This window comes from Pseudomonas sp. Q12-87, from assembly GCF_001269755.1.
Taxonomy (GTDB): Bacteria; Pseudomonadota; Gammaproteobacteria; order Pseudomonadales; family Pseudomonadaceae; genus Aquipseudomonas; species Aquipseudomonas fluorescens_S.
The window spans coordinates 242,976-261,247 of sequence record NZ_LHVI01000020.1; the positions used below are offsets into that span (position 1 = coordinate 242,976).

Annotated in this window: 14 protein-coding genes; 7 read left to right on the forward strand and 7 right to left on the reverse strand. The window is 61.0% G+C overall.

Features of this window, described 5'->3' with window-relative positions:
• Positions 1–150 precede the first annotated feature (150 nt).
• On the forward strand, positions 151–1,947 hold the full coding sequence (locus AD663_RS14730; RefSeq protein ID WP_053214021.1) for a methyl-accepting chemotaxis protein: 1,797 nt from the start codon (positions 151–153) through the stop codon (positions 1,945–1,947).
• Positions 1,948–2,239: 292 nt separating this feature from the next.
• On the opposite strand, the gene AD663_RS14735 is transcribed toward AD663_RS14730, so the two are convergent.
• On the reverse strand, positions 2,240–2,437 hold the full coding sequence (locus AD663_RS14735) for a YbdD/YjiX family protein (RefSeq protein ID WP_003182142.1): 198 nt from the start codon (positions 2,435–2,437) through the stop codon (positions 2,240–2,242).
• A gap of 15 nt (positions 2,438–2,452) precedes the next feature.
• Positions 2,453–4,513 carry a carbon starvation CstA family protein gene (locus tag AD663_RS14740; protein WP_003182146.1) on the reverse strand — a complete coding sequence of 687 codons (2,061 nt, stop codon included), beginning with the start codon at positions 4,511–4,513 and terminating at the stop codon, positions 2,453–2,455.
• 350 nt (positions 4,514–4,863) lie between these two features.
• Between AD663_RS14740 and AD663_RS14745 the strand changes: the two genes are divergently transcribed.
• Together AD663_RS14745 and AD663_RS14750 are read left to right on the forward strand one after the other, a co-directional pair.
• Positions 4,864–6,225: a cache domain-containing protein gene (locus AD663_RS14745; RefSeq protein WP_003182147.1), complete on the forward strand. Its 1,362-nt coding sequence runs from the start codon at positions 4,864–4,866 to the stop codon at positions 6,223–6,225.
• A 31-nt stretch (positions 6,226–6,256) separates the two neighbouring features.
• Positions 6,257–6,889, forward strand: coding sequence for a response regulator transcription factor (locus AD663_RS14750; RefSeq protein WP_003182149.1), 633 nt, complete (start codon positions 6,257–6,259; stop codon positions 6,887–6,889).
• A gap of 80 nt (positions 6,890–6,969) precedes the next feature.
• On the opposite strand, the gene AD663_RS14755 is transcribed toward AD663_RS14750, so the two are convergent.
• Both AD663_RS14755 and AD663_RS14760 read right to left on the reverse strand, forming a co-directional pair.
• On the reverse strand, positions 6,970–7,836 hold the full coding sequence (locus AD663_RS14755; protein ID WP_003182151.1) for an SDR family oxidoreductase: 867 nt from the start codon (positions 7,834–7,836) through the stop codon (positions 6,970–6,972).
• Between the two features lie 51 nt (positions 7,837–7,887).
• Positions 7,888–9,117 carry an arabinose transporter gene (locus tag AD663_RS14760; protein ID WP_157062718.1) on the reverse strand — a complete coding sequence of 410 codons (1,230 nt, stop codon included), beginning with the start codon at positions 9,115–9,117 and terminating at the stop codon, positions 7,888–7,890.
• Positions 9,118–9,259: 142 nt separating this feature from the next.
• Here AD663_RS14760 and AD663_RS14765 point away from each other — a divergent pair, with 142 nt between their 5' ends.
• Complete coding sequence (locus AD663_RS14765; protein WP_053214022.1) at positions 9,260–9,886, forward strand: TetR family transcriptional regulator; 627 nt, start codon at positions 9,260–9,262, stop codon at positions 9,884–9,886.
• Between the two features lie 118 nt (positions 9,887–10,004).
• Entirely contained in the window at positions 10,005–10,796 is a 792-nt protein-coding gene (locus AD663_RS14770; RefSeq protein ID WP_053214023.1) for a transporter substrate-binding domain-containing protein, read from the forward strand.
• A gap of 147 nt (positions 10,797–10,943) precedes the next feature.
• On the opposite strand, the gene AD663_RS14775 is transcribed toward AD663_RS14770, so the two are convergent.
• Genes AD663_RS14775 through AD663_RS14785 form a run of 3 tightly spaced genes read right to left on the reverse strand, consistent with a single transcriptional unit; the run spans position 10,944 to position 13,842 of the window.
• Entirely contained in the window at positions 10,944–11,963 is a 1,020-nt protein-coding gene (locus tag AD663_RS14775; protein ID WP_053214024.1) for a TRAP transporter substrate-binding protein, read from the reverse strand.
• A gap of 56 nt (positions 11,964–12,019) precedes the next feature.
• A complete protein-coding gene (locus AD663_RS14780) occupies positions 12,020–13,300 on the reverse strand; it encodes a TRAP transporter large permease subunit (RefSeq protein ID WP_003182161.1) in 1,281 nt (426 codons plus the stop codon).
• Entirely contained in the window at positions 13,297–13,842 is a 546-nt protein-coding gene (locus AD663_RS14785) for a TRAP transporter small permease (protein WP_053214025.1), read from the reverse strand. Before AD663_RS14785 ends, AD663_RS14780 begins: the two co-directional genes overlap by 4 nt.
• A 966-nt stretch (positions 13,843–14,808) precedes the next feature.
• Here AD663_RS14785 and wecB point away from each other — a divergent pair.
• Complete coding sequence (gene wecB / locus AD663_RS14790) at positions 14,809–16,017, forward strand: non-hydrolyzing UDP-N-acetylglucosamine 2-epimerase (protein ID WP_256217217.1); 1,209 nt, start codon at positions 14,809–14,811, stop codon at positions 16,015–16,017.
• A 38-nt stretch (positions 16,018–16,055) separates the two neighbouring features.
• On the forward strand, positions 16,056–18,269 hold the full coding sequence (locus AD663_RS14795) for a cellulose biosynthesis cyclic di-GMP-binding regulatory protein BcsB (RefSeq protein ID WP_003182168.1): 2,214 nt from the start codon (positions 16,056–16,058) through the stop codon (positions 18,267–18,269).
• Positions 18,270–18,272: the final 3 nt, after the last annotated feature.

Below are 18,272 nucleotides of genomic sequence, written 5' to 3' on the forward strand. Positions count from 1 at the left end.
CAGATTGGGATGACACACCGCTTTCGCGAGCAAGCCCGCTCCCCCAAAAGCCCAGCAAGAAAAATGATATCAAATAGCCCACATTTCTAAAGCTTTCGCCTCCGCGGTCGAATGTATGCCATTGAGTCAATTTTTCGCAGGAGCAGCGGCATGCAAACGTTAAAGGCCTTGTACGAGTCTATCGAGATGCGATTTTTCGATACGCTCACTAAAAAGCTATCGAGCCTTTTCCTGTTGGTGCTGGTCAGCGGGTTGCTGTATTGGGTGGCCCTCAGTGCCCGCGCCGAGATCGTTTTGCAGTTGCATAACGCTCAGTTGGACAGCGCCTTGCTGGGCCAGATCGAAGGCCGCCTCGACAGCCTTACCCATGCCCTGCTGTTCGGCACATTGCTGACAATGGGCATGATCAGCTTCATGGTCTGGTACTTCCGCCACCTTATCGTGCGGCCTGTCACGGCGATGACCAAGGCCCTGGAGGAGATCGCGAACGGTGAAGGCGACCTGTCCAAGGACCTGCCACTGGTGACTCACGACGAAATCCGCGTCCTGGCCGGCACCTGCAACCGGTTCCTGGCCAAGCAGCGGGAGATCATCAGCAACGTCCAGGCGTTGACCGTGCACATCGCCGTCGAATCGGCACGTTCGCTGAAAAACATCAGCGACTCCAGCGACAGCGCCACCCACCAGGCGCGTTTCGCCAAGGAAGTGATGGACCAGAGCAACACCGCCGTGGGCCGCATCGAAGAAGTCTCGCGCCAGACCCAGGGCATTTCCAGCACCACCGCCCAGAACCTGAGCATCGCCCGCGACTCCTACGCCGAGCTGCTGGAAGTGACCGGCAACATCAGCGAAATATCCAACAGCCTCGGTGAGTTCGCCACGCTGGTGGACGCCTTGAACCAGCGCTCGTCCAGCATCAAGTCGATTGTCGGGTTGATCCAGCAGATCTCTGCCCAGACCAACCTGCTGGCCCTCAATGCGGCCATCGAAGCCGCCCGGGCCGGCGAAAGTGGCCGTGGTTTTGCCGTGGTGGCCGACGAGGTACGCACGCTGGCGCAAAACGTCAGCCGGGCCACCGACGATATCTCCCGCAACATCGACGCCATGCTCCAGGAAGTCAGCTCCACCCACGAGCAAACCACGCAGATCAGCCACAGCGCCCGGGAAACCCAGAAAGTAGTGGAGCGCGCGTCGGGGCATTTCGAAAGCATGATCGTCGACTTCGAGTCCACCAACGGCAAGCTCGCCGACATCGCCGACCATATCCAGCAGTTTGCCGATACCAACACCGGGATCAACGAACGGGTCACGCAGATCCACGCCGACAGCCAGTCGATTGACCAGCGTATGCAGCATTCGGCGACGGCCACCCGTGATCTGTCCGGCGTGGCTGAGAAGGTCCAGACGCTACTGGGTCGCTTCGTGCTCGGCCACGGCAAGCTGGACGCCGCGATCACCCGGGCCAGCGAGTGCCGCAACACGTTGCAGGTACGCCTGGAAGAACTGCAAGGCGAAGGCCTCAATCTGTTCGATCAGAGTTACAAACTGATTCCCGGTACCGACCCCAAGCAGTACATGACCAGCTATACCGAACGCTTCGCCCAGGTCTGCCAGGAAGAATGCGACAAGCTCACCCGCAGCACACCGGGCGGCAAGGTTTCGTTCATCGTCGACACCAAGGGCTATTGCCCGGTGAACAACAGCTGGGTTTCGAAGCCGCCGACCGGGGACCGGGCCGTAGACCTGCCGGTATGCCGCAACAAGCGGATTTTCAACGACCCGATCGGCCTGCGCGCGGCGGGCAACGTCCAGCGCTTCCTGCTCCAGACCTACCTGCGCGACACCGGCGAAATCATGACCGAGATCGACGTACCGTTCTTCTTCGGCGGCCGTCACTGGGGGAACTTGCGAGTCGGGTTCGATGCGGCGGTGTTGTTGGCGGATTGACTGACCAAAAACCCTCGGTACACCCCAGATCTCAAGGCCACCCAAAACAACTGTGGGAGCGAGCTTGCTCGCGATGGCGGTGGGTCAGTCAACATCGAGGCGACTGATCTGACGCATTCGCGAGCAAGCCCGCTCCCACAAGGGTTCTGCGGTGTACGCCAATTTTGAGGCGCCCCAAAAAACCACTGTGGGAGCGGGCTTGCCCGCGAAGGCGGTCGGTCAGCCACATCAACGGCGACTGACCCGACGCCTTCGCGAGCAAGCCCGCTCCCACAGGAGGGGCTACATCAATTCAACAGCACTTGGGCCCGCCCTTGCCGCCGTAACGGGCTTCCTGGCGTTCGCGGAAGAACGCCTCGTAGTCCATCATCGGCTTGTCCGGGTGCTTGGTTTGCATGTGCTCGACGTAGTTGTCGTAGTCGGGCATGCCGACCATCAGGCGGGCGGCCTGACCGAGGTATTTACCGAGGCGACTCAAGTCATTGAACATCGTTGCAATCCTCTATCAAGCGTCCGGCAGGGCCTGGAATGGGGCTTCTTTGTCCGTGCGCTCTTTCGTGCCCCAGGCGGCGATGCCGACCTTGAGCGCGTAGAACAGGACGCTGAACACCACGAACAGGAACAACACCGTCAGCGTTGCGTTGGTGTAGGCGTTGAACACCACGTGCTGCATCTGCTCGACGCTCTTGGCCGGGGCCAAGATCTGGCCGGCAGCCAGGGCGTCGTTGTATTTGCGCGCCAGGGCCAGGAAGCCGATCGCTGGGTTGGCGTCGAACAGCTTGATCAGGCCTGCGGTGGTGGTGCAGATCAGCAGCCAGGCCGCCGGCAGCAACGTGACCCAGACGTAGCGTTGGCGCTTCATCTTGATCAGCACCACGGTGGCGAGCATCAGGGCGATACCGGCCAGCATCTGGTTGGAGATGCCGAACAGCGGCCACAAGGTGTTGATGCCGCCCAGCGGATCGATCACGCCCTGGTACAGCAAATAGCCCCACAGCGCCACGCAACCGGCGGTGGCAATGAGGTTGGCCGGCCAGGATTCGGTGCGCTTGAGCGAAGGCACGAACGAGCCGAGCAGATCCTGGAGCATGAACCGCCCGGCACGGGTGCCGGCGTCCACGGCCGTGAGGATGAACAGCGCTTCGAACAGGATCGCGAAGTGGTACCAGAACGCCATGGTGTTCTCACCCGGCAACACCGAGTGCAGGATCTGCGCGATACCGACCGCCAGGGTCGGCGCACCGCCGGCACGGGCCAGGACGGTGGTTTCGCCGATGTCCTTGGCCACCGCTTGCAGCGCTTCAGGGGTGATTGCAAAACCCCAGCTGCTGACAGTCTGCGCCACAGCCACCACGTCACCGCCGACGATCGCCGCCGGGCTGTTCATGGCGAAGTACACGCCCGGCTCGATCACCGATGCAGCGACCATGGCCATGATCGCCACGAAGGACTCCATCAGCATGCCGCCGTAACCGATATAGCGGGCGTTGGTTTCGTTATCCAGCAACTTGGGTGTGGTGCCCGAGGAGATCAGCGCATGGAAGCCCGAGACCGCGCCGCAGGCAATGGTGATGAACAGGAACGGGAACAGACCGCCCTTCCACACCGGGCCGGTGCCGTCGGTGAACTGGGTCAGCGCCGGCATTTTCAGCTCGGGCATGGTGACCAGGATGCCGATCGCCAGGGCGACGATGGTGCCGATCTTGAGGAACGTCGACAGGTAGTCCCGCGGCGCCAGGATCAGCCACACCGGCAACACCGCTGCGACAAAACCGTAGCCGATCAGCATCCAGGTGATCTGGATCCCGGTGAACGAGAACGCCTTGGCCCAGACCGGATCGGCGGCAATCTGCCCGCCCAGCCAGATCGAGCCCAGCAGCAACAGCACGCCGATCAGCGAGATCTCACCGATGCGGCCCGGGCGGATGTAGCGCATGTAGACGCCCATGAACATCGCGATCGGGATGGTCGCCATCACCGTGAAGATGCCCCACGGACTCTCGGCCAGGGCCTTGACCACGATCAGCGCCAACACCGCAAGGATGATGATCATGATCAGGAAGCAGCCGAACAGCGCGATGGTGCCGGGGATGCGGCCCATTTCCTCGCGCACCATGTCGCCCAGGGAGCGACCGTTGCGGCGGGTGGACAGGAACAGGACCATGAAGTCCTGCACCGCACCGGCCAGCACCACGCCGGCGATCAGCCAGAGCGTGCCGGGCAGGTAGCCCATCTGCGCCGCCAGCACCGGCCCGACCAGCGGCCCCGCGCCAGCGATGGCCGCGAAGTGGTGGCCGAAAAGGATGTGTTTGTTGGTCGGGACGTAGTCCAGGCCATCGTTGTTGAGCACGGCAGGCGTGGCCCGGCGCGCATCGAGTTGCATCACGTTGTTGGCGATGAAGAGGCTGTAGTAGCGGTAGGCGACCAGGTAGATGGCCACGGCTGCGACGACGATCCAGAGGGCGTTGATGGGTTCGCCGCGGCGCAAGGCCACGACACTCAACGCACAGGCTCCAAGAACAGCCACGGCAAACCAGGCGAGGTGTTTAACCAGACGGGTTGTCATTGCGTGTCTCCTGCCGATATCCAGTGGATTGCGGCGATTGTTTTTATAGTGTGCCCCGGCTATTCGGAGCGCAGCCAATATCGCCGCATGCCGTCAATAAATAAATCCGCAGTACTACGTATGGGTTACCTACGTAGTTCTACGTAGAAGCCAATATGTCTGTGGGAGCGGGCTTGTTCGCGAATACGGTGTGCCAGTCAACCAGGAAGCGACTGGAATATCGCATTCGCGAGCAAGCCCGCTCCCACAGGTTTGAAGCCTAATATCCGGTAGGGTTATTGAGCGTTGGAAGGTTTGGCATATGATGCGTCCCATCCACCTCCCACCGCCGGGCCCGGACAGGAGTACCGATGCTGCTCAAACACAAAATCGTCGCCCTCGGGATCTTGCCCCTGGTCCTGGCTATCGCAGTGATCTGCGCCCTGGTGATTTCGCTCAATCGCCAGTTGGGCGACCAGCAGGCGCAACTGATCGAAGACAGCATCCTGGCCAGCAAGCGCGCCGAACTGAAAAACTACGTTGAAATGGCCCAAAGCCTGATCGCCCCGCTGTACAACAACGGCCAGGGCGACGAGCGCGCGCAGCAGCAGGTATTGGAGGAGTTGCGCAAGCTCAGCTTCGGCATCAACGGCTATTTTTTCGTCTATGACCGCCAGGGTCGCAGCCTGATGCACGCACGCCAGTCGGAACTGGTGGGCCAATACCTCTGGGACATGAAGGATCCCCACGGACTGCCGGTGATCCAGGCGCTGCTCAAGAGTGCCGAGTCCGGCGAAGGGTTCCAGCGGTATGCCTGGAACAAACCCTCCTCCGGCCAGGTGACCGACAAGCTGGCCTACGTGGTCATGCTGGATCGATGGGGCTGGATGCTGGGCACCGGCATCTACCTGGAAGATGTCGAGCGCGCCACCCAGCAAGCCCGGGATGAAGTGGCCCAGGGCATCCACACCACCATGCAGGCCATCGCCGCCATCGCGCTGGTGGCGGTCCTGCTGGTATTCGCCGGCGGCATGACCCTCAACGTCAGCGAACATCGCCTGGCCGACAAAAAACTGCAACGCCTGAACCAGCGCATCGTCAGCTTGCAGGAAGAAGAACGTTCCAGGGTGTCTCGCGAGCTTCACGACGGCATCAGCCAACTGCTGGTATCGATAAAGTTCCAGTTCGAACTGGCCAGCCATGTCATCGAGAATGGCCAGGAAAACGGCTTGGGCATCCTGAAAAACGCCACCGATCGCCTTGGCGAAGCCATCGGCGAGATCCGCACCATTTCCCACGACTTGCGCTCATCCCTGCTCGATACCTTGGGACTGCCCGCAGCCATCGGCCAACTCGCCGCCGAATTCCAGCAACGCAGCGGACTCGAGGTGAGCTACAGAAGCAACGAATTCGATTGCCGCCTGGAGAATGGCGCGCCCGTCTCGCTGTTTCGTATTGCCCAGGAAGCCCTGACCAATATCGAACGTCACGCCGGGGCGAAAAGCGTCGGCATTACGCTCTTTGGCTCCGGCCAGTCCCTGCGACTGACAGTGGTGGATGATGGGATGGGGTTCAACGTGCCGCAGGTCGAACGCGGCCACGCGGGTATTGGCCTGCGCAATATCCGCGAACGGGTCGAGCATTTCGGCGGACGGCTTGAATTGACCTCGGCACCGGGACGCAGCGAACTGGACATCCTGTTACCCATGACAATGACGGCCAGTGAAAGCTGATGCGCCCCCACTCCAACAAGAGCCCCTACCGATGAACCTGCCTGCAGCGATCCGCGTCGCACTGGTCGACGATCATTCCCTGGTGCGCGATGGCATCAGGGCCCTTCTGTCTGTGATGCCCCGGCTGGAAGTGGTGGGCGAAGCCGAGAACGGCACCGAGGCGATCGAGATGGTCGGACGCTGCCAGCCCGATCTCCTGCTCATGGACATCAGTCTCAAGGACATGAACGGCCTCGAACTGACCCGGCTGCTGGGCAAGCAATACCCCAGCCTCAAGATCCTCATCCTGAGCATGTACGACAATTATGAATACGTGAGCGAGTCGGTGCGTTCCGGCGCCAGCGGCTACGTGCTCAAGAACGCCCCCTCGCGGGAAATCATCGCGGCCATCGAAGCGATCATCAGCGGCGGCACCTTCTACAGCGCCGAGATCGCCCAACGGCTCGCCACCGACCAGAACACGGACAACGAACTGACGCCACGCGAGAGCCAGGTCCTGTACAAAATGGTCCAGGGGCTGAACAACAAGGAAATGGCTCGTGAGCTGGACATCAGCGTACGCACCGTCGAAACCCACCGGCTGAGCATCCGCCGCAAGCTGAACATCGACAAGCCCGCCGCCTTGGTGAAATACGCAATCGATCACGGGATCATTTCGCGCTAATCCCGGCCAGTGTCAGCAAAATTGCGACCGCTTTGCAGCCAAGCGGGAGCAAGCTCCCTCGCCACAGGTTTATGCAAACTTCATCCAGCGTAGTAGCCAGGCAGCTCAAGATCGGCCAACAGACTCGGGCCGCTTGGCGTCCAGCCAAGCAAGGCACGGGTGTACTCGCTGGACACCGCCATGTTCGCCCCCGCCATGTGGGCAAACCAACCGAAATGCTCGCGCTCCCGGGATTCGACCGGTAATCCCAGGCCACGACCGATTGCCTGGGCAATGTTTTTGAACGGCACGGCCTCGTCGGCGACGGCGTGGTAGACCGACTGTGTCACGCCTTGCTCCAGCGCAAGCCGATAGACCCGAGCGGCATCCAACCGGTGCACGCCCGACCAGCAGTGGCCGCCATCTCCGAGATAGGCCGAGACGCCTGTCTCCCGGGCCAGGCGAATCAGGAGAGGAACGAACCCGTAGTCGCCGAGGCCATGGACCGAGGGCGCCAGCCGCACCGTCGCCACACGCACCCCACGCTCGGCCAGGTCCCGGGCGGCGGCTTCGGACTTACGGGGCGAGGCCGGGCTCACCACTTCCAGTTCACTCGCGCCCCGCGTCAACCCAAACAGGCCCGACGTCACCAGCAACGGCCGGTCGGAGCCTCGCAACGCATCGCCCAACGTTTCGATGGCGCGGCGATCTTGCTGGGCATTTTCGGTAAATCGGGAGAAGTCATGATTGAACGCCGTGTGAATCACCGCGTCCGCCGCCGAGGCTGCGTTGTGCAAAATATCGAGATCATCCAAAGTGCCTGGAATCACCTTCGCGCCTGTCGCAGCCAGTGGGGCGCCTTTTGCTTCGCATCGGGCCAGGCCGGTGACCCGATGCCCGGCGGCGATCAGATCCTGCGCCACGGACGCCCCAACCCAGCCCGTGGCACCGGTAACGAATACGTGCATATGCAACGCTCCTGTTGTGAAAATCGAGACTGAAATCAACTCATCGAAGACTCAGGATTTGTATGGAACTTGTGCTTCCCGTCCTCTCAGCAGCATCAGGGCCACCCCGAAGGACAGCCCAACGGCAATGGCGCCGCCCAGATAAACCGCACCGATACCCCAGCCACTCGCCACCAAACCGGCCAACGGACTGGTGATGCCTAGGGAAATATCAAGAAACGCGACGTAGGCCCCCATGGCGAGACCGCGTGCCTGCGGTGGCGAACGCCGTACCGCTTCCACGCCGAAGCCGGGAAACGCCAGGGAATAACCGAAGCCGGTGAAAGCTGCGCCCAAATAAGCCATGGTCGCGGTGTCGGCGCTCCAGATCAGCAGCAACCCGACGGTTTCAATCAATACGCAGACCAGCGCGACGCGGGCGCCGCCAATCTTGTCTGGAAGGTGCCCGAAAAGCAGGCGCGCAGCGATGAAAGCCACACCGAACGCCGTAAACGCCAAGGAAGCGTTGCCCCAATCCCTGGCCGCGAACAACAAGGCAATGAACGCCATGAGGACGCCGAAGCCGACGCTGCAAAATGCCAAGCCCATGCCGGGAACCCATACAGCACCGAGCATCGTATAGAACGGTGTACGCCGGGTTGCCGTGGGGGCGACAGCGCGCACGCCCGCGACAATCGCCAAGGCCAGCAGCGGAACGAACATCGAGGCCATGGCGATGCCGGTGAACCCCCAAGCGCCGTTGAGCGCCACGCCGAGCGGAGCACCCAACGCGAAGGCTCCGTACATGGCGATGCCGTTCCAGGCCATGACCTTGCCGGCATGCTGCGCACCCACCAGGCCGATGCCCCACCCCAGCGCACCGGTGACAATGAGGCTTTCGCCAATTGCCAGCAGCACTCGACCGCCCGACAAGAGCCAGACCGACGTGACCGGCGCGGCAACGAACGCCAGGGAAAGCAGATAGACCAGCCCTGAAACCGCGGCTGTCGCCAGCCCGCTCATGACCGCACGTTTACCACCGCGCATGTCGGAAAAATTGCCGGCCCAGGCCCGTGACAACAGCGCTGCGGCAAACTGCGCGCCGACCACCAGGCCGATGACCAGCGTGTCCATGCCCAGCGCGTCATGCAGATGGAGGGGCAAGACAGGCAGTTGCATGCCGATCGTGAGGAAACCGATGAATACCGTCAGTGTGAGCGGCAACAGCTTGAGCGCCGGATTGGCCTCGACGGCTGCCTGAGGCGCCGAAGAAGCGCCGAGAGGAATATTGTCTTGTGTCATAACCCTACCCACGGAAAGGGACGCGAAGTGAAGTTGAATACTGTTTGTGGCGACGACTAGAATGCGATCAATTCGTCGCATTAAAGATACGAATAATCCGTCGCATTTTCTATTCGCATTCCCTACCGAGGTTCACGCCTGCATGTCCGAACGCTCAAGCCCGCAGATTTCCTCACGCAAACAGCCAAAACAGGCACGCTCCACCGAGCTCGTCGCCGCCGTTCTGCAAGCAGCTGTTCAGGTTCTGGCGACCCAAGGGGCGACACGTTTCACGGTGGCCCGTGTTGCTGAACGAGCAGGCGTCAGCGTCGGCTCGGTGTATCAATACTTTCCGAACAAAGCCGCGATCCTGTTCCGCCTGCAAAGTGATGAATGGCGGCAAACCAGCGACATGCTGCGCGAGATTCTTGAAGACGACCTCAAGCCGCCCTTCGAGCGGCTGCGCACCCTCGTGCGGGCGTTCATCCAGTCCGAATGTGACGAAGCCCAGATACGCGTCGCCCTCAACGACGCCGCCCCGCTCTACCGCGACGCCCCCGAACACCAGGCCGCGCGGATGTCGGTGCAACAGTCGGTGGACGCCTTCATGCTGCAAGCGTTGCCTGACGCCTCGGCACAGGCCCGGGCCCTGGCAGGTGACTTGGTCATCACCACCCTCAGTGCAGTGGGCAAGCGCTTTTCATCAGCGCCCCGCTCTCCAGTGGACATTGCCATCTACAGCGACGCCATGGCCGATATGTTCTGCGCCTACCTTGAAAGCCTGCAATGACGCCCCGTTGAGACGCTGTCTGCTGACCGTTCGTCAGCCATGCTCCAGTGACAGCCTGCCAACACTTTTACTACACTCCCTGCTCTTGTTTCCCTCCGCTACGAGACGTCCCATCACGATGAAAACCATAACAAGCTCGATGACGTTCTGTGGCCTGTTGGCGCTCTCTTGCGGCGCCTTGGCCGAGCCGACACCTTCGCGGCTGGACCAGGTCCTGCAACGCGGCGAACTGCAGGTCTGTACCACCGGCGACTACAAGCCCTACACCTACAAGGCCGAAACGGGCGAATACGAAGGCATCGACATCGACATGGCCCGCTCGCTGGCTGCCAGCCTGGGCGTCAAGGTGCAATGGGTGCAGACCTCTTGGAAAACCCTGATGCCAGACTTGCTGGCGGGCAAGTGCGACATTGGCATGGGTGGGATTTCCGTGACGCTGGAGCGCCAGAAGAAAGCATTTTTCAGCAACACGCTGGATGTGGATGGCAAGATTCCGCTGGTACGTTGCGAAGACCAGTCGCGCTACCAGACCATCGAGCAGATCAACCAGCCTTCGGTGCGTCTGGTGGAACCGGCCGGTGGGACCAACGAGGCCTTTGTCCGGGCGTTCCTGCCCAAGGGTCAGCTCAATTTCCATGACAACGTGACCATCTTCCAGGAGCTGCTGGACAAGAAGGCCGACGTGATGATCACCGATGCGTCGGAAGCGCTCTACCAGCAAAAACTCAAGCCCGGCCTGTGCGCCGTCAACCCGACCCATTACCTGCAATATGGCGAGAAGGCCTACCTGCTGCCGCGGGACGACACCACCTGGAAGATGTACGTCGACCAATGGCTGCACCTGAGCAAGGCGAATGGCAGCTACCAGAAAGTCATTGGGCAGTGGCTGGCGGTGCCGGGCGCTCAGTGACTGCTACTGGCAGTCCCTGTGGGAGCGGGCTTGCTCGCGAATGCATCGGCACATTCAGCACTACTGCAAGCTGATCCGGCGCTTTCGCGAGCAAGCCCGCTCCCACAGGGGCAAGTCCGCTCAATGACTGAGCGTCATGGGTTCAACTCACTGCGCCGCCCGCACCTTGGCGATCTCGGCGTACATCATTTTCACCAACTCGCCATCCAGGGATTTGGCGAACTTGTCGATGACCGGTTGCACGCGTTCGCGCAAGCGATCTTTCTCGGTCGGGGAGATTTCATTCACTGTCATTGCACCGGCCAAAGTGGCCTTGGCCTTGTCCATCCCCGCCGCGGTCACTTCACGCTGGAACTTCTGCGCCTCAACTGCCGCGGCGCGAATCATTGCCTTCTCATCCTCATTGAGGCGACTCCAGGTCTTCTGGCTGATGATCAAGGACTGCGGATTAAAAATGTGGCCTGTGACTGAAAGGTACTTCTGCACCTCGTAGAACTTGTTGCCTTCGATCACCGTGAACGGGTTTTCCTGACCGTCGATGGTGTGCTGTTCCAGGCCCGTATAGACCTCGGGAAACGCCATTGGCACGGGGTTGGCCCCCAGGGCAGAGAAGGTTTCCAGGTAGATCGGCGACTGGATGACGCGAATCTTCAAGCCCTGCATGTCTTCAAGCTTGGTCACTGGGTGTTTGCTGTTGGTCAGGTTACGAAAACCCAGGTCCCAATAGCCCAGCCCGACCAGGCCCTTGCTGTCCAACTGCGCCGCCAGCTTCTGCCCGACCGGGCCATCGATTACCGCATGGGCTTCCTCGACGTTGTTGAACAGAAAGGGGAAGTCGAGCATCGCATAATCCGGCGCCTGGGCGGCCAGGATGCCGGAGTTGAGCACGGTGATGTCCAGTGTTCCGCCCTGCAACGCCGACACCGTTTGCACGTCTCCCCCCAGCGTACCGCCAGGGAACAGCCGGACCTTGATCTTGCCACCGCTCTTTTCGCTGAGCAGGTCGGCGAACTTCTGTGCGCCCTGCCCTTGTGGATGCTCCTTGACGTTCTGGAACGCGAATCGCAGGGTGCGCTCGCGGATTTCATCGGCGTGGCTGGCCACGCTGCCCAGCAGCAGTCCCGTTGCACACGCCCCGGTCAACAGGGTTTTCATCAGTTTTCTCATGTCACTCTCCGGTCATTATTATTTTAGAGATCGAGCTGCCAAGGCCTGCACCCGCATCAGCCGGTGAAGAACTTCAACGGGCCCAGGACTAGTTGCGGGAACAACACCAACAGGAACAGCACCACAAACTGCGCGAACATGAACGGCCACACGCCACGGACAATTTCCTCGAAGTCCAGCTTCGCCACCCCGCACACCACGTTGAGCACCGTGCCCACCGGTGGCGTGATCAGGCCGATGGCCGTGTTGATCAGGAACAGCACGCCGAAGTACACCGGGTCGATCCCCGCCTGGATAACGGCAGGCATCAACACCGGAGTGAGGATGAGGATCGTCGGGGTCATGTCCATCACCGTCCCCACCAGGATGATCAGCACCATCATCACCAGCAGCAGGATGGTCGGGTTGTCCATGAACGGAGCCAGCAGCTCCGCCAACTGGCCCGGCAGATCGGCGATGGTCACCAGCCACGATGAAACCATGGCCGCCGCCACCAGCAGCATCACCACCGAGGTGGTCCGGGCCGAGGACAGGATCACTTCGTACAGCTGGCTGACTTTCATTTCCCGGTAGATCACCAGGGATACGAACAGCGAATAGACCGCCGCGACCACGGCGGCTTCCGTGGGGGTGAAGATGCCGAACTTGAGGCCCAGGATAATGATCAATGGCAGGCCCATCGCCCAACTGCCGTCGAGCAACGTGCGCAACACTTCGGCACGGGAGCGCTTGGGCGGCGTCTCGACGTTCTCGCTGCGCGAGATGTACCACCAGGCAACGGCCAGCGAAGCCCCGAGCATCAGCCCGGGCACGATACCGGCCAGGAACAGCTTGGAAATCGACACGCCGGACGCCACGCCAAACACAATGAAACCGATGCTCGGCGGGATCACCGGGGCAATGATGCTCCCAGCCGCGATCAGGCCTGCCGAACGCCCCCGATGATGCCCCGCCAGTACCATCATCGGCACCAGCAGCGCCGCCAGCGCCGCCGCATCGGCCACGGCCGAGCCGGAGAGCGACGCCAAAAGGCAGGACGCGATGATTGCCACGTAACCCAGACCACCGCGCTTGTGTCCCACCAGCGCCATGGCAATGTTGACGATGCGCTTGGACAGGCCGCCGACATTCATGATCTCACCGGCGAGCATGAAGAACGGTACCGCCATCAGCGGGAAACTGTCCGCGCCGTTAAGCAGGTTCTGGGCAATGATCTGTGCGTCGAACAGATCCAGATAGAACATCAAGGCCACGCTGACCGCCAGCAAGGCAAATGCGATCGGCATCCCTATCGCCATGCTGCCCATCAAGGACCCGAGAAAAATAACCAACGTCATGGGCGGGTACTCTTGATGGAGTCGTGCGTGATCAGTTCGGCGTCGTTGTCCTTGACCATCACCAGTTCGTCATTCCCAAGCTTGCCAAACAACGCCAGGTAGAGCTCGTAGAGCAAGATCAGCGCGGCGCTAGCGCCGAACACCAGGCCGGCGCCGTAGAACAGTGCCATCGATAATCCTGACGCCGGGGCGACCACATCCAGGTTGATCACGGCCTGCTGCCAACTGCCGCTGAAGATCAGCCAGCAGATGTACAACATCAGCAAGTGCCCGATGACCAAGCAGATGCGCTTGCCAGCCGGCGGCAAGCGCTTGACCAGGCTGTCCATGCCCAGGTGCGCACGGTCCTTGAGCGCCACCAGGGCACCGAGGAAGATCATCCAGACGAAGAACCAGCGCGACAGCTCCTCCGAAACGCTGATGCCGGAATTGAACGCATAGCGCAGCACCACGTTGCCAAACACCAGCACGATCATCGCGACCATACACAGCACGATCAGCAGCTTCAGCAACTTGAAATACAGACCGACGACTTTCGTCATCTCAAACCTCCGGGCCTTGTCGAGCGCCGGCACTCGCCGGCGCGATAAGCGCTCAACAGTGTGGGCAGTTATCGGATCGAACCAGAGGGATATGAAGAAAGCCCAGGATGGGTGCAACGGCTCAAGGACGGGGCATGGGGTGCCTGCGGACGGGTACGCATAGGTATTCCTCTATTTTTTATTATGGTCCTGGCCATATGAGGCAAGGCAGATTGCCTGCCAAAATGTACGATCCGGTTAGTTTGGTCAATAACCCAGACAGGTGCGCGGCACAAAACGTGCGATTATCGGTCGGGATTCGCGAACAGTTTTTCCGCGCCTCACTGTTTCGATGCGCACTGAACGGAATGTCTGAGATAACTTTCTTGCTGTACTAAACGACTCCGCCTGACTAACCGGCGAACATCGCATTAGCCCGTTGATTTAGTATAAAAACTCAAAATAAAGTGAACTTTCCACCCGATCTCGAACTGCACTTTCAACTAACCAGACCTGTAACTTAACGCTCATCACGACGACTTACAGGCGTCATTCCAATGACACACCACCCGCTGAAGACGCAGTTAATTGGGCGCCAAAAAACCACGACTCCGATTGAGTTAACCAATCCGGTCTAAACAAACGGCACCAAGATCAAAAAAAATACTTATATATCAAAGAGTAAGATAAATCTCATCCACTCACACAAAACGCATCTCCCGCTCACCTAGAAACCCTCTAAAAATTTATTAATAAACTTCGCATACATAAACCTTTGCGCCCGTGACCTTTGATGTTATTAATCTGCCCAGCCGAATTGCAAGATGCCACTACGTCACTTCCTGTGTACGTCAAACCGCTGTCTGACAACGGGCTACTTAACTTAAATCGCTAGTTCGCTCGAACGCCCCAGCGCGCTCGGGCGGGCTGTTGTGCGGCGCAGCAAACTGCGCGAGGAAGGGCGTCATCGCAACTAACGACTCACCAATCAAGATCCTCTCGATCTTCGGTACCCGTCCGGAAGCCATCAAGATGGCGCCCTTGGTCAAGGCTCTCGCCGCCGAACCTGGCATTGAGTCGCTGATCTGCGTCACCGGCCAGCATCAAAGCATGCTCAAGCAGGTGCTGGACCTGTTCGATCTCAAGGCCGATTTCACCCTCGACGTAATGACGCCGCAGCAGACGCTCAATTCGCTGACCGCCGCGTTGTACGCTGCCATCGACCCGGTGCTGGAACAGACTCGGCCGGATCGCGTGCTGGTCCACGGCGACACCACTTCAGCCATGGTGGCTTCGATGGCAGCGTTCCATCGACGTATCGCCGTAGGCCATGTGGAAGCCGGGTTGCGCACCGGAGACATCTATAGCCCCTGGCCGGAAGAAATGAACCGCCGGTGCATCGATCTCAGTGCGGACCTGCTGTTTGCGCCCACTGGACAGTCTCGCGACAACCTGCTGGGCGAACGCCCGCAAGGCCGTTGCCTGGTGACGGGCAATACCGTGATCGACGCACTGCAACTGACTGCCCGGCGCATTGATGAGGACGCACAGCTGCGTGGCGAACTGGATCAACAATTCCCGTTCCTGCAAACCACACGCAAGTTGCTGCTGGTGACCGGCCACCGCCGGGAGAACTTCGGCGAGGGTTTTCTGGACATCTGCAAGGCCTTGCGTCACCTGGCCCAGCGGCCGGATATCCAGATCGTCTATCCCGTGCACCTCAATCCCAATGTATTGGGCCCGGTGACTGAACAACTCGGCGACTTGCCCAACGTGCACTTGATCAAGCCGCTGGATTACCTGGCGTTCGTGCGCCTGATGCAACACGCCCATGTCATCCTCACCGACTCCGGCGGCGTGCAGGAAGAAGCACCGTCCCTGGGCAAGCCGGTACTGGTGATGCGCGACGTTACCGAACGCCCTGAAGCGGTTGCGGCGGGCACAGTGCGCCTGGTCGGTACTTCGCCGACATCGATCATCGCCGGCGTGGATGCGTTGTTTGACGATGGCCACTTATGGCGCCGGGCCTCACAGGCGGTCAACCCCTATGGCGACGGCAAGGCCAGCCAGCGCATCGTCGATACCCTGATGGGGCGCTCGGTCGAGGACTTCGTCGTGGCCCCGCCGCACTCACAACAACAGCCGGTGCATCCATCGCTGTCCGAACCCCGCGAGTTGCTCGCCGATTTCAACTGACCACTGTTATTCCTCTTATCAGATCGAGATTTGCCCGAATGAAGCCTTCCGTTGCCATCCCTACGGGTGCGTTCAGCGCCCTTGCTTGTGGCTTGAGCCTGCTCGCGCTCATGCCGACCTTTGCCTTGGCCGCGGATAGCCCGCTCACCCAGGCGATTCATCGACTCAACGCCGATACCCGCCAGGAGCGTGAAATTCGCTTGAGCGACCTGGGCATCACGGCGCCGATTATCTTGAGTGCCAGCGACGCCCGCCGCGAACTCTACCTGCCGGTGCCCGCCGGCATTGCCCTCGATGACGCGACGCTGCAACTGGATGCCAATTACCTCAATGGCGAAGGGGGCCGCAACACCCTGCTGTTATCGCTCGATGGCTATCCAGTGCGTGCCGAAGGGCTTGGCGAAGCACAAGGCGATGCCAGCGCCACCCTTGGCGTCGACAAAGCTGCGCGCGACAACGGCCTGGTGCGCCTGGGCATTGCCTGGTCCTCAGTGGTGCCCCGGCCTCTGTGCGAAGACGATCATGTCATCGGCAATGTGTTGCGCATCCAACCCGACACCCGGCTGAACTACAGCTACGACGCCAGCCAGCTGCAAGACGTCGGCGCTGCCTGGGCGGCCCTGCCCGGTGAGCCCGGCATCCTCGTCGCACCAGGCTCGCTGTCCGCCGCCAGCTACGATTCCGCCTGGCGCCTGGGCGTGGCATTGGAGCGCATCGGCAAACACAGCCGTATCCTGCCCTTCCCTGCCGTGCAGGACAGTGTGGACCTGAGCGGCCTGCGCATCCCGGCGGAGCTGTTGGGCATTCCGGCCTTCGCCAGCCTCAACGGCAAAGGCCCGCACACCTTGGCCAACCCGGCCGAAATCGGTGCGCTGCTGGTACTGGGCCAGACCCCGAACGTACAGGCCGACCTGGCGATCAACGACCCGCAATTGCTCAAGGCAATAAACCAATCCCTCGACGCCTTGCAAAGCCAGGTCCAAGGCCTCGACGCGCCAGCAGCCAGCGCATTGATCCAATGGCGTGAGCAGCACGTCAACGCAGCGCTGGCGAGCGTCGGCACCGACAATGTACGCCTGGCGCTGCTGGGCACTCGCCCGGTCCTGATGATCGCCCCGGACGCCACCGGCAAGGCCTTGTCCCTGCTCGGTTCGGCGTGGGGCAAGCTGGCGCGCAGTCGCCAATTGACCGTGAGCGAAGCGCAAACGCCGTTGAGCGATGATGGTCGCGTGGCCCTGTCGCGACTGGGCGGCGCCCCGGGTAATTTCGACGTGGCATCGCGGTTCGACTGGAGCACTTCGTTCCCCCTGGGCAGCGTCGCTTATGACGGTCGCATGCCCGTCACGGCCGTAGTGGACGTTTCCGCAGCGCCCGGCGCTTCCGATACAGCACCGGTGGCCTCGCTGTTTTTCAACGACTTCCTGATCGGTGCGCAGCAACTGACCACCGATGGTCAATCACAGCGCATCCAGGCTCATATCCCGCGCTACGCCTTGGGCTCGAAAAACACCTTGCGCGTATCGTTCCAGCGCCAGCCGGTCAGCGACCGCTGCCTGGAAACACCGCAAGCCTTCCCAGTGTCGGTGCTGCCGACCAGCCATATCGTGCTGGAAAAAACCTCGCTGGACGATGACTTCTCCGGCATTTCCGCACGCTTCGCCGTGGACAGCCAGATCCTGGTTCCCCAGGCGTACCTCGACCACCCGGCCACTAGCCTGGCGCGGGTCATCTCGGTGGCCGATACCAGCGGCGTATCGCCGCTGCGCGCGCAGCTCAAAGTCAGCGCCGATCCGAAAGCCGCCGCCAGTCCGGACAAAGCCTTCCTGGCGTTCGAGGTGCCGCTCAAGGACAGCAAGGAATCGGTCCAGGTCGATGAACAGGGCCGCCTGCGTATCAATCACAAGGACCAACTGCTGTTGGATGTACAGCCCCTCAACCAATTGGCTTCGCTGCAAGTGGTACAGACCGAAGGCCAGCACGGCCTGGTCTACCGAGCCCTGGGCAATCAACCGCCAAGCCTGGCCAAGCCGATTGTGCTGACCCGTGGTGACGTGGCGATCCTCGGCGATAACGGCGCCGTGGCGATCTTAGATACCCAGGACCCAAGCGGCAGCCTGTTGATCGGCCGCGAGGAGCCCAAGGGGTTGGATGCCTGGCGTAAACCTTCGCTGCTCTGGTTGATCCCGGGCGGCATTATCGTGTTCCTCCTCTTGTTGCTGGCAGGCCGTCGCGCCCGTCGCAATCGCCAGTAACGG

Bases quoted from the DNA above. Each gene is read 5' to 3' on its own strand.
- AD663_RS14730 (WP_053214021.1), top strand. From the start codon at position 151: ATGCAAACGTTAAAGGCCTTGTACGAGTCTATCGAGATGCGATTTTTC.
- AD663_RS14735 (WP_003182142.1), bottom strand. From the start codon at position 2,437: ATGTTCAATGACTTGAGTCGCCTCGGTAAATACCTCGGTCAGGCCGCC.
- AD663_RS14740 (WP_003182146.1), bottom strand. From the start codon at position 4,513: ATGACAACCCGTCTGGTTAAACACCTCGCCTGGTTTGCCGTGGCTGTT.
- AD663_RS14745 (WP_003182147.1), top strand. From the start codon at position 4,864: ATGCTGCTCAAACACAAAATCGTCGCCCTCGGGATCTTGCCCCTGGTC.
- AD663_RS14750 (WP_003182149.1), top strand. From the start codon at position 6,257: ATGAACCTGCCTGCAGCGATCCGCGTCGCACTGGTCGACGATCATTCC.
- AD663_RS14755 (WP_003182151.1), bottom strand. From the start codon at position 7,836: ATGCACGTATTCGTTACCGGTGCCACGGGCTGGGTTGGGGCGTCCGTG.
- AD663_RS14760 (WP_157062718.1), bottom strand. From the start codon at position 9,117: ATGACACAAGACAATATTCCTCTCGGCGCTTCTTCGGCGCCTCAGGCA.
- AD663_RS14765 (WP_053214022.1), top strand. From the start codon at position 9,260: ATGTCCGAACGCTCAAGCCCGCAGATTTCCTCACGCAAACAGCCAAAA.
- AD663_RS14770 (WP_053214023.1), top strand. From the start codon at position 10,005: ATGAAAACCATAACAAGCTCGATGACGTTCTGTGGCCTGTTGGCGCTC.
- AD663_RS14775 (WP_053214024.1), bottom strand. From the start codon at position 11,963: ATGAGAAAACTGATGAAAACCCTGTTGACCGGGGCGTGTGCAACGGGA.
- AD663_RS14780 (WP_003182161.1), bottom strand. From the start codon at position 13,300: ATGACGTTGGTTATTTTTCTCGGGTCCTTGATGGGCAGCATGGCGATA.
- AD663_RS14785 (WP_053214025.1), bottom strand. From the start codon at position 13,842: ATGACGAAAGTCGTCGGTCTGTATTTCAAGTTGCTGAAGCTGCTGATC.
- AD663_RS14795 (WP_003182168.1), top strand. From the start codon at position 16,056: ATGAAGCCTTCCGTTGCCATCCCTACGGGTGCGTTCAGCGCCCTTGCT.